Origin of the sequence: Streptomyces sp. NPDC029041 (genome assembly GCF_040637515.1) — a bacterium.
Taxonomy (GTDB): Bacteria; Actinomycetota; Actinomycetes; order Streptomycetales; family Streptomycetaceae; genus Streptomyces.
Genome location: NZ_JBEZWO010000011.1, coordinates 241,300 through 255,130 on the forward strand (window position 1 = coordinate 241,300; position 13,831 = coordinate 255,130).

The window sequence follows — 13,831 nt, forward strand, 5'->3', positions numbered from 1 at the left end:
AGGGGACTTTTGTGAGCGACAACCAACTGCGCATCGTCTGGATCTATCCCGACCTGCTCAGCACCTACGGCGACCAGGGCAACGTCCTCGTCGTCGAGCGCCGGGCGCAGCAGCGCGGCCTGGACGTGGCCCGGCTGGACGTCCGCAGCGACCAGCCGATCCCCACCTCCGGTGACATCTACCTGATCGGCGGCGGCGAGGACCGGCCGCAGCGGCTCGCCGCCGAGCGGCTGCGCCGGGACGGCGGGCTGACCCGGGCCGTGGAGAACGGCGCCATCGTGTTCTCGGTGTGCGCCGGCTACCAGATCCTCGGCCACGAGTTCATCAACGACCTCGGCCAGCGCGAGCCCGGTCTCGGGCTGCTGGACGTGGTGTCGGTGCGCGGCGAGGGCGCGCGGTGCGTCGGCGACGTGCTGGGCGACATCGACCAGCGCCTCGGCCTGCCCCCGCTGACGGGCTTCGAGAACCACCAGGGCGTCACCCACCTCGGCCCCACCGCCCGCCCGCTCGCCCAGGTGCGGTTCGGCAACGGCAACGGCACGGGCGACGGCACGGAGGGCGCGTACAACGACACCGTCTTCGGCACGTACATGCACGGGCCGGTGCTCGCGCGCAACCCGCTGATCGCGGACCTGCTGCTGAAGCTGGCCCTCGACGTCAACGCGCTGCCGCCGACGGACGACCGCTGGTACGAGGCCCTGCGCAACGAGCGCATCGCCGCTGCTCAGCAGCCCGCCTAGACAGGGCACCGCAGCGTGCCCGAAGCACGCGTCAACCTGCTGGTCAACAGCCCGTATGACGACCCATCCGCACAGGTGAGCGGGGTCGTCCAGCAGGCGGACGCGTGCTTCGGTCCGGCCCCTCGATGCCGCTAGGGTGGCGGGGATTCCAGCCGGACAACGTGGTCCGGTCCCCGGCCCACGTTGAGAAGGTATTTCGGGCTATGCGCATTGGTGTCCTCACGTCCGGCGGCGACTGCCCCGGCCTGAACGCCGTCATCCGGTCCGTCGTGCACCGCGCCGTCGTCGACCACGGCGACGAGGTCATCGGCTTCCGGGACGGCTGGAAGGGTCTCCTGGAGTGCGACTACCTCAAGCTCGACCTCGACGCGGTGGGCGGCATCCTCGCCCGCGGCGGCACGATCCTCGGGTCCTCCCGGGTCCAGCCCTCCCATCTGCGGGACGGTGTGGAGCGGGCCAGGGGCCACGTCGCGGAGCTCGGCCTCGACGCGATCATCCCCATCGGCGGCGAGGGCACCCTCAAGGCCGCGCGGCTGATGTCGGACAGCGGTCTGCCCGTCGTGGGTGTGCCGAAGACCATCGACAACGACATCGCGGTCACGGACGTCACCTTCGGCTTCGACACGGCCGTGGGCGTGGCGACCGAGGCCCTGGACCGGCTGAAGACCACCGCCGAATCGCACCAGCGGGTTCTGGTGGTCGAGGTCATGGGCCGGCACACCGGCTGGATCGCGCTGCACTCCGGCATGGCGGCCGGTGCGCACGCCATCGTCGTGCCCGAGCGGCCGTTCGACATAGAGGAACTGACCCGGCGCGTCGGCGAGCGGTTCGAGGCGGGCAAGCGCTTCGCGATCGTCGTGGCCGCGGAGGGGGCGAAGCCCCGGGCCGGGACCATGGAGTTCGACGAGGGCGGCAAGGACATCTACGGCCACGAGCGGTTCGCCGGGATCGCCCGGCAGCTGTCCGTGGAGCTGGAGGGTCGCCTCGGGAAGGAAGCCCGCCCGGTGATTCTGGGGCACGTGCAGCGGGGTGGTACGCCGACCGCGTACGACCGGGTGCTGGCGACGCGGTTCGGGTGGCACGCGGTGGAGGCGGTGCACCGGGGTGAGTTCGGGCACATGACCGCGCTGCGGGGGACCGACATCGTGATGGTGCCGCTGGCCGAGGCCGTGGAGACGCTGAAGACCGTGCCGGATGAGCGGTACGCCGAGGCGGAGACCGTTCTCTGAGCTGAGCTGATCTGCCGAGTACCGGTCGTGGGTGGTTGCTCGCGCAGTTCCCCGCGCCCCTGAGGGTGTCCACCGCCCCCGGTCGTGACCGTGACCGGGGGCGGTTCTACTCTTGGGGCCGGACAGATTGCTGCACACCCCCACGAAACAGGAGCCGGCGGAATGGATCACAGCGGGCACGGCATGACCATGGATCTGCCGCCGTTCACGCTGGGACGAGGGCTGGAGTGGTCGGCTGACCCGTTCTTCCTCGTCGCGTGCCTGGCCGGGCTCGCCCTCTACGGGTGGGGCGTCGTACGGCTCGTCCGGCGCGGGGACAAGTGGCCGGTGGGGCGCACGGTCGCCTACGTCCTGGGCGTGCTCAGCATCATGCTCATGATGTGCACCGGGCTGAACGACTACGGCATGGTCATGTTCAGCGTGCACATGGTGCAGCACATGGTCATCAGCATGGTGTCGCCCATCCTCATCCTGCTCGGGGCGCCGATCACGCTGGCGTTGCGGGCCCTGCCCACCGCGGGGCGGGGCCGCAAGGGCCCGCGTGAGCTGCTGCTGATGTTCCTGCACAGCCGGTACATGCGGATCGTCACGCACCCGGCGTTCACGATCCCGCTATTCATCGCGAGCCTGTACGGGCTGTACTTCACCCCGATCTTCGACACCCTGATGGGCTCCAAGCCGGGGCACATCGCGATGATGGTGCACTTCCTCGCCGTCGGCCTGGTGTTCTTCTGGCCGATCATGGGCGTGGACCCGGGCCCGCACCGCCCGGGCTACCTGATGCGGATGCTGGAGCTGTTCGCGGGCATGCCGTTCCACGCGTTCTTCGGGATCGCGCTGATGATGGCGTCCGAGCCGATGGTCGGAACGTTCAAGAACCCGCCCGCCTCGCTCGGCATCGAGGCGCTGTCCGACCAGAACGCGGCCGGCGGCATCGCCTGGGCGTTCAGCGAGATCCCCTCCGTGCTGGTGCTGGTGGCCCTGTTGTTCCAGTGGTACGCCTCGGACCAGCGGCAGGCCAGGCGCACGGACCGGGCCGCCGACCGCGACGGGGACAAGGAGCTGGAGGCGTACAACGCCTATCTGGCCTCGCTGAACACGCCGGGGCGCTGAAGTCCTCTTCGGTACGGGCCGTGCGCGCCGGGCGTCCGCCGGGCACCATGGAGGGACCGAACCATGAGGAGGGTGTCGCGATGCCCGGTTCCACGAACGGTTCCAACTCGACCAAGACCATGGGAGCGCTCACGCTGGGCGGGCTGGTCGTGGTGACGGCCTACACGGTGGCGCTCGGGAGCAACGGCTGGCTGTGGTTCGGCTGGGTCGTCCTGGGCCTGATCACGCTGGGACTGGTGGTCACGACGCGCAGCACGTGACGGCTCACTCCCGGGGCAGCCGCCCCGCCGAGTGCACGCCGGGCTGGTACTTCGGGAGCCGGACGGTGATCTTCATGCCGGCTCCCACGGCGGTCTCGATGACGAGCCCGTGGTCGTCGCCGTAGACCTGGCGGAGGCGGTCGTCGACGTTGGAGAGGCCGATGCCGCCCGAGGGGCTGGCCTCACGGGCGAGGATGCGGCGGAGCAGGCCGGGGTCCATGCCGGCGCCGTCGTCCTCGATGACGACGGAGGCCTCGGCGCCCGAGTCCTGCGCGGTGATCTGGATGTGGCACTTGCCCGAGGACGGGGCCTTGCCCTCCAGGCCGTGCTTGACGGCGTTCTCGACGAGCGGCTGCAGGCAGAGGAACGGCAGGGTCACCGGCAGCACCTCCGGCGCTATCTGGAGGGTGACGGAGAGGCGGTCGCCGAAGCGTGCCCGCACCAGGGCCAGGTAGTGGTCGATGGCGTGGAGCTCCTCGGCGAGGGTGGTGAAGTCGCCGTGCCGGCGGAACGAGTAGCGGGTGAAGTCGGCGAATTCGAGGAGCAGCTCGCGGGCGCGCTCGGGGTCGGTGCGGACGAACGAGGCGATCACCGCGAGTGAGTTGAAGATGAAGTGCGGCGAGATCTGTGCCCGCAGCGCCTTGATCTCAGCCTCGATGAGGCGGGTGCGGGACCGGTCGAGATCGGCCAGTTCCAGCTGGACGGAGACCCAGCGGGCGACTTCGCCGGCGGCCCGCACGAGCACGGCCGACTCGCGGGGAGCGCAGGCGACCAGGGCGCCGTGCACCCGGTCGTCGACGGTGAGGGGCGCGACGACCGCCCAGCGCACCGAGCAGTCGAGCCGGTCGCAGGTGAGCCGGAAGGCCTCGCCGCGACCGGTCTCCAGGGCGCCCGCGAGGCGTTCCATGATCTCGGTGCGGTGGTGGGAGCCGTCACCGTCCCAGACCAGTACCTGCCGCCGGTCGGTGAGACACAGGGCGTCCGTGCCGAGCAGCAGGCGGAGTTTGCGGGCGGACTTGCGGGCGGTCTCCTCCGTCAGGCCGGCCCGCAGCGGGGGCGCGGCGAGGGACGCCGTGTGCAGGGTCTCGAAGGTGGCGTGCTCGACGGGGGTGCCGAGGCCTGCGAGGCTCTTGGCCCGTGCGGTGCGCCGTCCGAGCCAGACCCCGAGGGCCAGCACCGGGAGCACGGCGACGCACAGTCCCGCCAGGAATCCGCTCATGCCGTCACCTCGGTGCGCAGTTCCTCGGGCAGGTGGAACCGGGCCAGGACCGCCGCCGTGCCGGGCGGGACCCGGCCGGGGGTGGCCAGGGACACCAGGATCATGGTGAGGAAGCCCAGCGGCACGGACCACAGCGCGGGCCAGGCGAGCAGGGCGTGCAGGGCGGCTCCCTCGCCCGGGTAGCCCGCCATGGTCGCGGCGACGGCGAGCAGGGCGGAACCGCCGCCGACCAGCATCCCGGCGGCCGCGCCGGGCGGGGTCAGCCGTCGCCACCAGATGCCGAGGACGAGCAGCGGGCAGAACGAGGACGCCGAGACGGCGAAGGCGAGCCCCACCGCGTCGGCGACCGGGAGCCCGCCGACCAGGACGCTCGCCGCGAGGGGCACGACCATCGCGAGGACCGTCCCGAGGCGGAAGTGCCGTACGCCCCGGGACGGCAGGACGTCCTGTGTGAGGACGCCGGCGACCGCCATGGTCAGGCCCGAGGCGGTGGAGAGGAACGCGGCGAAGGCACCGCCCGCGACCAGCGCGCCCAGCAGGTCGCCGCCCACTCCCCCGATCATCCGGTCGGGCAGCAGGAGGACGGCGGCGTCCGGGTCGCCGGTGAGGGTGAGTTCGGGGGCGTAGAGGCGGCCCAGGGCGCCGTAGACCGGGGGCAGCAGGTAGAAGGCGCCGACCAGGCCGAGGACCGCGACGGTGGTGCGGCGGGCGGCGACGCCGTGCGGGCTGGTGTAGAAGCGGACCACGACGTGCGGCAGGCCCATGGTGCCGAGGAACGTGGCGAGGATCAGTCCGTACGTGGCGTACAGCGGGCGTTCCTCTCGGCTCTCGGCCTGCGAAGGGGACAGGTCGCCGCCGCCGCGCTCGGCCTCGGGGACGGGCGCGCCCCGGGCGAAGGTGAGCCGGGTGCCGCGCTCGACGCGGTGGCTTCCGGCGGTGAGTTCCAGACGTGTGCCGGTGTGCGTACGGCCGTCGACGGTGCCGGTCACCGTGACGCTCAGGGGCCGGTCCAGCCTCAGGTCGATCGAGTCGTCGACGCGCACGACGCGCTGCTCGCGGAAGCTGGCCGGTTCGTCGAAGGCGTGCCGGGGTGCTCCGTCGCTCTGCCAGGTGAGGACGAGGAACAGGGCGGGGACGAGCAGGGCGGTGAGCTTCAGCCAGTACTGGAAGGCCTGGACGAAGGTGATGCTGCGCATGCCGCCTGCGGCGACGGTGGCGGTCACGACCACGGCGACGATCACTCCGCCGAGCCAGTCGGGAGCCCCGGTCAGCACGGTGAGGGTCAGTCCGGCGCCTTGGAGCTGGGGCAGCAGGTACAGCCAGCCGACGCCGACGACGAAGGCACCGGCGAGGCGCCGCACGGCCGGCGAGGCGAGGCGGGCCTCGGCGAAGTCGGGGAGGGTGTAGGCGCCGGAGCGGCGTAGCGGGGCGGCGACGAAGAGCAGCAGGACCAGGTAGCCGGCGGTGTAGCCGACCGGGTACCAGAGCATGTCGGGACCTTGCACGAGGACGAGGCCCGCGATGCCGAGGAAAGAGGCGGCGGAGAGGTATTCGCCGCTGATGGCGGCGGCGTTGAGGCGGGGGCCGACGGTGCGGGAGGCGACGTAGAAGTCGGAGGTGGTGCGGGAGATGCGCAGGCCGAAGGCACCGACGAGGACGGTCGCGACGACGACGAGGGCGACGGCGGGGACGGCGTAGCTGGAGTTCATGGGTGGCCGGGGTTCATCAGTGGGGCTTCGGGGTTCATCGGTGCGGCTTCAGCGGTCCTCGACGAGGCGTACGAAGTCGCGTTCGTTGCGCTCGGCACGGCGGACGTACCAGCGGGCGAGCAGGACGAGAGGGACGTAGAGGCCGAAGCCGAGGACGGCCCATTCGAGGCGACGGGTGCCGGGCATCGCCGCGAAGAGCAGCGGGAGCGGGCCGACGAGCAGGCCGAGGACCGCGAACACGGTGAGTGCGGCGCGCAGTTGGGTGCGCATCAGGGAGCGGACGTAGGTGTGGCCGAGGGTGGTCTGCTCGTCGATCTCGGTGCGCGGGCGGTAGTAGCCGGAGGTGGTCCTTCGGGCCTGCCGGGGCGGACCGGTGACGACGACGCGGCGTTCGGTGTGGTCCTGGGGCACTGTCACGGCCTCCGCATGAGGAGGTCGCGCAGTTCGCGCGTGTGGCGCCGGCTGACCTGGAGTTCCTCGGAGCCGACGAGGACGCTGACGGTGCCTGCGTCGAGGCGGAGTTCGCCGATGTGTCGCAGGGCGACGAGGTGGCGGCGGTGGATGCGGACGAAGCCGCGGGTGCGCCAGCGCTCCTCCAGGGTGGACAGCGGGATGCGCACCAGGTGGCTGCCCTTGTCGGTGTGCAGGCGGGCGTAGTCGCCCTGGGCCTCGACGTGGGTGATGTCGTCGACGGCGACGAAGCGGGTCACGCCGCCGAGTTCGACGGGTATGTGGTCCGGGTCCGGTTCGTGCACGGGGATGCGCGGGGCTGCGCCGCGCAGTTCGGCGGCGCGGCGGACGGCCTCGGCGAGGCGTTCCTTGCGGACCGGTTTGAGGACGTAGTCGACGGCCTTGAGGTCGAAGGCCTGCACGGCGAAGTCCTCGTGGGCGGTGACGAACACGACGAGCGGCGGCCGGGCGAAGCCGGTGAGCAGACGGGCGAGGTCGAGACCGTCGAGGCCGGGCATCTGGATGTCGAGGAAGACGACGTCGATGGCCTCGGGCCCGCCCGGGCCGGACTCCAGGGCGCGGTTCATGCGGCGCAGCGCCTCGGTCGCGTCGCCGGCGCCCTCGGCGCTGCCGATGCGGGGGTCGGCGTGCAGGAGGTAGAGCAGTTCCTCCAGAGAGGGGCGTTCGTCGTCGACAGCCAGGGCGCGCAGCATGAACCCGGAGTGTAGGGGTGATCCGAACATCTGGACATGCGCCGGGGGTGGACGTTCGTGCCGGACGCGATGCCCGCGCCCGGCGGGGCGCGAGCCGGGGCGCCGGTGGATACAGTGCGGCCATGAACAGCAGGTCCACGCCGTTCGACGAACTCGACCGGAAGATCATCACCGCGTTGATGGCGAACGCGAGGACGTCGTTCGCCGAGATCGGCACGGCGATCGGGCTGTCGGCCACGGCGGTCAAGCGGCGGGTCGACCGGCTGCGCGAGACGGGCGTGATCACCGGGTTCTCGGCGACGGTGAAGCCGTCGGCGCTGGGCTGGCGCACGGAGGCCTACGTCGAGGTGTACTGCGAGGGCGCCGCCCCGCCGCGGCGGCTGGCCGAGGTGGTGCGCGACTATCCGGAGATCGCCGCGGCGATGACCGTGACGGGCGGCGCGGACGCGCTGTTGCACGTGCGGGCGCGGGACGTGGAGCACTTCGAGGAGGTGCTGGAACGGATCCGGCAGGAGCCGTTCATCCGCAAGACGATCAGCGTGATGGTGCTGTCGCATCTGCTGCCGGAGAGCCCGGAGGCGGGGGCGAGCCATCCGGCCCCGGAGGGGGTTTCCGGCGGCGCAGCAGACGTGCGCTGAGCGTCGGTAAGACGCAGCGTTCCTGCGCGGACGCGCAATCTTTGTTTCTTGTCGCGCACCTCTCCCGGTTCCTACCGTTGTGTCAACCATCAGTCACACACCGTGAGGAAGCGGAGGGACCCCTCTGTGCCCGACTCCCGTGTGCCGCGCCGGCGGCGCTACCTCGTCTGCGAACCCAGACACTTCGCCGTGCAGTACGCGATCAACCCGTGGATGCATCCCGACGAACCCGTCGACGTCATCCGCGCCCTGGACCAGTGGCAGGCGCTGGTCGACACCTACCGTGTCCACGGCCATACCGTGGACAGTGTGAAACCCGTTCCGGGCCTGCCCGACATGGTGTTCGCGGCGAACGCGGCGGTCGTCGTCGACGGCCGCGTCTTCGGCTCGCTCTTCCACGCGCCCGAGCGCCGTCCCGAGTCCGTGCCGTACGAGGCGTGGTTCAAGACGGAGGGCTACGACGTCTACCACCCCGAGTCGGTGTGCGAGGGCGAGGGCGACCTGGTGCCGGCCGGACGCTGGATCCTGGCCGGGACGGGCTTCCGGACGACCCGGGAGGCCCACAGCGAGGTGCAGGAGTTCTTCGGGACGCCGGTGATCAGCCTGACGCTGGTGGATCCGTACTTCTACCACCTGGACACGGCGCTGTTCGTCCTCGACGAGGAGCACGACGGGAACATCGCCTACTACCCCGAGGCGTTCTCGCCGGGCAGCCGTGAGGTGCTGGCCCGGCTGTACCCGGACGCGGTGCTCGCCACCCGCGAGGACGCGATGGCGTTCGGGCTCAACTCCGTCTCCGACGGCCGCCACGTGTTCATCTCACCGGGGGCGACGGGTCTGGCCGGGCGACTGGCCGACCGCGGTTACGTCCCCGTCCCCGTCGACCTGTCCGAGTTCCACAAGGCCGGTGGCGGCATCAAGTGCTGCACCCAGGAGATCCGGGAGATCCGCTCATGACCGCACCCGTCCGCACCGAGGACCCGCAGGGAGCCCGTGGCTCGCGGGAGGCCCCTGACGCGCAGGAGACGCGTGGCTCGCAGGAGCTGATCAGCGCCGAGGAGCCGGTCCTCGCGCACAACTACCACCCGCTGCCGGTGGTCGTCGCCCGCGCCGAGGGCACCTGGGTGGAGGACGTGGAGGGACGGCGCTACCTCGACATGCTGGCCGGCTACTCGGCCCTGAACTTCGGCCACCGGCACCCGGCGCTGATCGAGGCGGCCCACCGTCAGCTCGACCGGCTGACCCTCACCTCGCGTGCCTTCCACAACGACCGGCTGGCCGGGTTCGCGGAGCGGCTGGCGGCGCTGACCGGCATGGACATGGTGCTGCCCATGAACACGGGTGCGGAGGCGGTCGAGAGCGGGGTGAAGGTGGCCCGCAAGTGGGCCTACGACGTCAAGGGCGTGCCGGCCGACCGGGCGACGATCGTGGTCGCCGCGGACAACTTCCACGGCCGTACGACGACGATCGTCAGCTTCTCCACGGACGAGACGGCCCGGGCGGGCTTCGGACCCTTCACCCCGGGGTTCCGGGTGGTGCCGTACAACGACCTCGCCGCGATGGAGGCGGCGGTCGACGAGACGACGGCGGCGGTGCTGATCGAGCCGATCCAGGGCGAGGCGGGGGTGATCATCCCGGACGAGGGCTACCTGGCCGGCGTGCGGGAGCTGACCCGCCGCAAGGGCTGTCTGTTCATCGCGGACGAGATCCAGTCCGGACTCGGGCGTACGGGCCGGACGCTGGCGGTCGAGCACGAGCCGGTGGTGCCGGACGTGCTGCTGCTCGGCAAGGCGCTGGGCGGCGGCATCGTGCCGGTGTCGGCGGTGGTCGGGCGCCGGGAGGTGCTCGGGGTGCTGCACCCGGGTGAGCACGGCTCGACCTTCGGCGGCAACCCGCTGGCCGCCGCGGTCGGTACGGCGGTGGTGGAGCTGCTGGAGACGGGCGAGTTCCAGCGCCGTGCGGCGGAGCTGGGCGTGATCCTGCGCGACGGGCTGACGGCCCTGGTCGGCAGGGGCGTCGTCGGCTTCCGCTCGCGCGGTCTGTGGGCGGGCGTCGACATCGACCCCGCGCTCGGCACCGGCCGCGAGATCAGCGAACGCCTGATGCGCCAGGGGGTCCTTGCAAAGGACACCCACGGCTCGACCATCCGCCTGGCCCCACCGCTCACCATCACGGACGAGGAGCTGACGGGGGCACTCGGGGCGCTGGAGAAGGCGCTGGGGTAAGGGGCTCGGGTCACGGGGGCGAGGCGGCACCCCGCGCCGGACCAGACGCCCTCGGGGACGGGGTGACGCCTCGGGCCGACCGCTCTGCCCGGCGCCGGAGGGCGGCACCCCGCGCCAGGCAGACCGCTCCCACCCGGGGCCAGGGGCATCCCGCGCCGGGCAAAGCGCTCCCGCTGGGCGGGGGCGGCACCCCGCGCCGGACCGAACGCCCTCGGGGACGAGGGGCGACTCGGGCCGACCGCTCTCGCCGGGGCCGGGGGACGGCACCCGCACCGGGCAGACCGCTCCCGCCCGGGGCCAGGGGCACCCCGCGCCGGGCAAAGCGCTCCCGCTGGGCGAGGGCGGCACCCCGCGCCGAACCGAACACCCTCGGGGACGGGGGGCCCACTCGGGCCGACCGCTCTGCCCGGCGCCGGAGGGCGGCACCCCGCGCCGGGCAGACCGCTCTCGCCCGGGGCCAGGGGCACCCCGGGTCAGGCAGAGCGCTCCCGCTGGGCGGGGGTGGCGACTCGGGCAGACCGCTCTCGCCGGGGTGGGGCGGCGGCTGGGACAGACCGCTTCCTCTCTGCGAGGCTGCGCACGGATGCGTCCGGCCCTCTGCGCGAGGCGGCGCGCGCGTGGGGACGGGCGCGGTGTCGACCGGGCGGGTGCCGCACAGGCGTGCACACCGGTCGCCTGCCCGCCCCTCGCCGACCGGCCCTTCGCCGCACCGACAGAGCCGGTGCGGCCAGCCCTTCCCGGGCCGGCCGCCACACACCGACCAGCCCTTCGCCGCGCATACGAAGCCGGGCCCGCGTGCTGGTCCCTGGCCGGCCGCCCCGTCGGCTGCTCTCGCGTCGCGTGACGGAACCGGGCGGCGTGTGCGGCACCAGCCCGCTCGCCGTCTTCAATCCGGCCGCGGGACGCTGTTCACCGCGTCGGGCCCCGGGCGCCCTTCCGGCCCCGCACAAGCCGCCCCGCGTCGCCGGAAGGGTGAAGATTGAGGCAAGAGGTGGTAGACCACTCTCAGCGACAGAGAGGTCGGCCGTGGGCGCAGACGAGGTGGGCGGTGTTGCCCGGCAGAGGTTCGACGTGGCCGACGCGGCGCCCCTGTTGCTCGATCCACAGGGCGTGGTGACGGGCTGGACCGACGATGCCCGGCGGCTGCTGGCGTACCCGGCCGGCGAGGCGGTCGGCAGGAAGCTGGCCGACCTGCTGGTCGCCGAGGACGCGCAGCGCGTACCGGACCTGGTCGAGCGGTGCCGCAGGAACGGTTGCTGGACGGGGTTGCTGACGGCCCGCCGCAGGGACGGGCAGCCGGTGAGGGTCGCGGCCCGGATCACCTCGGCCGAGGAGGCGCAGGGCGGCGCGCAGTGGCTGCTGCTCCTGTCGGAGCTGTCCGGCGCCCCCGGCTGGGACATGAGCCGCACGGTCCTGGAGCAGATGGCGGCCGGCGCCCCGGTCGGGATCGCGATCGTGGACACGGACCTGCGTTTCGTGTGGTCGAACGCCGCCCTGGAGCAGTTCGGCGGCGGTCCGGCGGCGCGCCGGCTGGGGCTGCGCTTCGCGGACGTGCAGCCGGGCATGGACGCCCAGGCGGTCGAGGCGCAGATGCGGCACGTGCTGGAGACCGGCGAGCCGGTGGTCGGCTACGAGCACGTGGGCCACGTGCGCTCGGCCCCGCTGCGGGAGACGGCGCACATGCTGTCGTTCACCCGCCTCGAGGACGACCGGGGCCATCCGATCGGCGTGTACTACACGGTCGTGGACATGACCGAGCGGCACCGTGCGCGGCAGCGGCTGGCGCTGCTCGACCGTGCGGGCGAGAGCATCGGCCGCAGTCTCGACCTCCCGCGCACCGCGCAGGAACTGGCGGACGTGGCCGTGCCGGGGCTGGCCGACTTCGTCACCGTGGACCTGCTGGAGTCGGTGCTGCGGGGCGGCGAGCCGGCGCCGGGGCCGCTCGCGGAGTCGGAGGAACCGGTGGAGCTGCGCCGCGCGGGCTACCGGTCCGCGCAGGACGATCTCGCGGAGGCGGTCATCGAGATCGGCGAGGGGGTGGCCTTCCGGGCCGGGACGCCGCCCTTCCGCTGTCTGGCCACGGGACGTTCGTGGCGCGCGGAGCGGCTCGATCCGCTGACCCGGGACTGGACCACGCGGACCTCGAGCGGCCGCCGGGCCACGTTCCGGGAGCTGGGCCTGCACAGCGTGATGACCGTGCCGATACGCTCGCGCGGCATCACCCTGGGCATCACGACCTTCTACCGGCGCGACGACCGGGAGCACTTCGACGAGGAGGACCTGCGGCTGGCCGAGGACCTCGTCGCCCGCGCGGCCGTCTGCGTGGACAACGCCCGCCGCTACACGCGCGAGCGGGACGCGGCGCTCGTCCTCCAGCGCAGCCTGCTCCCCCACCGGCTGCCCGAGCAGGACGCCGTCGAGGTGGCCGCGTGCTACCGGCCGGCGGACGAGCTGACCGGTCTCGGCGGCGACTGGTACGACCTCATCCCGCTGTCCGGGGCGCGGGTCGCCCTGGTCGTGGGCGAGGTGCCGGGGCACGGCATCGACGCCGCCGCGGCCATGGGGCAGTTGCGGACCGCCGTGCGGACCCTGGCGGCTCTGGACCTGCCGCCCGCCGAGGTGCTGGCTCACCTCGACGACCTGGTGGCGCGTTCGGCGCGGGAGGAGGGCGCCGAGCCCGGGACGATGGGGTCCGCGGGCACGCAGGGCGTGGGCTCCGCTTGCCTGTACGTCGTGTACGACCCCGTCGACGGGGGGTGTGCGCTGGCCGCGGCGGGGCATCCCGCCCCTGCCGTGGTGCGGCCCGACGGCTCGGTCGTGTTCGTGGAACTGCCGCAGGGGCCGCCGCTCGGCGTGGGCGGCCCGCCCTTCGAGGCGGCCGAGCTGTCCCTGGCGGAGGGCAGCACCCTGGCGCTGCACACCGACGGACTGCTGGCCCGGGGCGAGACCTGGGCCGTCGACGCCGGCCGGGAGCGGCTGCGCCGGGCCCTGGAGCAGAAGGGCCCGCTCGAGTCGTACTGCCGGTCCGTGGTCGACGCGCTGGTCCCGGACCGCCCGTACGACGACGTGGCCCTGCTGATGGCCCGGACGAAACGTCTCGGCAGCGGGCAGGTCGCGGCCTGGGACCTGCCCTCGGACCCGGCCGTGGTCGCCGACGCCCGCCGCACGGCCACTCGGCAGCTCGCGCACTGGGGCCTGGAGGAGCTGGCTTTCACGACGGAGCTGGTGGTGAGCGAGCTCGTCACCAACGCCATCCGGTACGCCACCGGGTCCATCCGGCTCCGGCTGATCCGGGAGCGTGCCCTGGTCTGCGAGGTCCTCGACGGCGGCGCCACCGCGCCCCATCTGCGCCATCCCCGCACGACGGACGAGGGCGGGCGCGGGCTCCTGCTGGTCGCCCAGCTCACCCAGCGGTGGGGAACGCGATTCGTCCCCGAGGGGAAGATCATCTGGGCCGAGCAGTCCTTGACGGATCTCCCCGGTGCGGACGGTTGAGGTTCGCCCATACCGTGCGAAACTGGTGTGACCCCCGGCA

12 protein-coding genes are annotated in these 13,831 nt (G+C 72.8%); 8 read left to right on the top strand and 4 right to left on the bottom strand.

Annotated elements, in window-relative coordinates; genetic code table 11:
- The first annotated feature begins 11 nt into the window (after window positions 1-11).
- The 4 genes from AB0F04_RS28095 (at window position 12) to AB0F04_RS28110 (ending at window position 3,342) form a co-directional block, all read left to right on the top strand.
- Window positions 12-740: a glutamine amidotransferase gene (locus AB0F04_RS28095; RefSeq protein WP_362046065.1), complete on the top strand. Its 729-nt coding sequence runs from the start codon at window positions 12-14 to the stop codon at window positions 738-740.
- A gap of 203 nt (window positions 741-943) precedes the next feature.
- Complete coding sequence (locus AB0F04_RS28100; protein WP_161368285.1) at window positions 944-1,969, top strand: 6-phosphofructokinase; 1,026 nt, start codon at window positions 944-946, stop codon at window positions 1,967-1,969.
- 162 nt (window positions 1,970-2,131) lie between these two features.
- On the top strand, window positions 2,132-3,082 hold the full coding sequence (locus AB0F04_RS28105; protein ID WP_362046068.1) for a cytochrome c oxidase assembly protein: 951 nt from the start codon (window positions 2,132-2,134) through the stop codon (window positions 3,080-3,082).
- Window positions 3,083-3,162: 80 nt separating this feature from the next.
- Entirely contained in the window at window positions 3,163-3,342 is a 180-nt protein-coding gene (locus tag AB0F04_RS28110; protein ID WP_030835374.1) for a hypothetical protein, read from the top strand.
- 4 nt (window positions 3,343-3,346) lie between these two features.
- On the opposite strand, the gene AB0F04_RS28115 is transcribed toward AB0F04_RS28110, so the two are convergent.
- Genes AB0F04_RS28115 through AB0F04_RS28130 form a run of 4 tightly spaced genes read right to left on the bottom strand, consistent with a single transcriptional unit; the run spans window position 3,347 to window position 7,433 of the window.
- Entirely contained in the window at window positions 3,347-4,561 is a 1,215-nt protein-coding gene (locus tag AB0F04_RS28115) for a histidine kinase (RefSeq protein ID WP_362046070.1), read from the bottom strand.
- A complete protein-coding gene (locus tag AB0F04_RS28120; protein ID WP_362046073.1) occupies window positions 4,558-6,270 on the bottom strand; it encodes a cation acetate symporter in 1,713 nt (570 codons plus the stop codon). Before AB0F04_RS28120 ends, AB0F04_RS28115 begins: the two co-directional genes overlap by 4 nt.
- Window positions 6,271-6,318: 48 nt before the next feature.
- On the bottom strand, window positions 6,319-6,681 hold the full coding sequence (locus tag AB0F04_RS28125) for a hypothetical protein (protein WP_362046257.1): 363 nt from the start codon (window positions 6,679-6,681) through the stop codon (window positions 6,319-6,321).
- 2 nt (window positions 6,682-6,683) lie between these two features.
- Window positions 6,684-7,433 carry a LytTR family DNA-binding domain-containing protein gene (locus tag AB0F04_RS28130; RefSeq protein WP_053674358.1) on the bottom strand — a complete coding sequence of 250 codons (750 nt, stop codon included), beginning with the start codon at window positions 7,431-7,433 and terminating at the stop codon, window positions 6,684-6,686.
- Between the two features lie 122 nt (window positions 7,434-7,555).
- On the opposite strand from AB0F04_RS28130, the gene AB0F04_RS28135 reads away from it, so the two are divergent.
- From AB0F04_RS28135 to AB0F04_RS28150, 4 genes are all read left to right on the top strand, one after another.
- Window positions 7,556-8,071: an Lrp/AsnC family transcriptional regulator gene (locus AB0F04_RS28135; RefSeq protein WP_362046076.1), complete on the top strand. Its 516-nt coding sequence runs from the start codon at window positions 7,556-7,558 to the stop codon at window positions 8,069-8,071.
- 126 nt (window positions 8,072-8,197) lie between these two features.
- Window positions 8,198-9,028, top strand: a complete 831-nt coding sequence (ddaH, locus tag AB0F04_RS28140; protein WP_362046078.1) for a dimethylargininase — start codon at window positions 8,198-8,200, stop codon at window positions 9,026-9,028.
- On the top strand, window positions 9,025-10,296 hold the full coding sequence (gene rocD, locus AB0F04_RS28145; protein ID WP_362046081.1) for an ornithine--oxo-acid transaminase: 1,272 nt from the start codon (window positions 9,025-9,027) through the stop codon (window positions 10,294-10,296). The genes ddaH and rocD overlap by 4 nt, the downstream gene beginning before the upstream one ends.
- 1,026 nt (window positions 10,297-11,322) lie before the next feature.
- Window positions 11,323-13,791, top strand: a complete 2,469-nt coding sequence (locus AB0F04_RS28150; protein ID WP_362046084.1) for a SpoIIE family protein phosphatase — start codon at window positions 11,323-11,325, stop codon at window positions 13,789-13,791.
- Window positions 13,792-13,831: the final 40 nt, after the last annotated feature.

Coding starts and splice junctions, on each gene's coding strand:
- AB0F04_RS28100 (WP_161368285.1), top strand. CDS start 944: ATGCGCATTGGTGTCCTCACGTCCGGCGGCGACTGCCCCGGCCTGAAC.
- AB0F04_RS28105 (WP_362046068.1), top strand. CDS start 2,132: ATGGATCACAGCGGGCACGGCATGACCATGGATCTGCCGCCGTTCACG.
- AB0F04_RS28110 (WP_030835374.1), top strand. CDS start 3,163: ATGCCCGGTTCCACGAACGGTTCCAACTCGACCAAGACCATGGGAGCG.
- AB0F04_RS28115 (WP_362046070.1), bottom strand. CDS start 4,561: ATGAGCGGATTCCTGGCGGGACTGTGCGTCGCCGTGCTCCCGGTGCTG.
- AB0F04_RS28120 (WP_362046073.1), bottom strand. CDS start 6,270: ATGAACTCCAGCTACGCCGTCCCCGCCGTCGCCCTCGTCGTCGTCGCG.
- AB0F04_RS28130 (WP_053674358.1), bottom strand. CDS start 7,433: ATGCTGCGCGCCCTGGCTGTCGACGACGAACGCCCCTCTCTGGAGGAA.
- AB0F04_RS28135 (WP_362046076.1), top strand. CDS start 7,556: ATGAACAGCAGGTCCACGCCGTTCGACGAACTCGACCGGAAGATCATC.
- rocD (WP_362046081.1), top strand. CDS start 9,025: ATGACCGCACCCGTCCGCACCGAGGACCCGCAGGGAGCCCGTGGCTCG.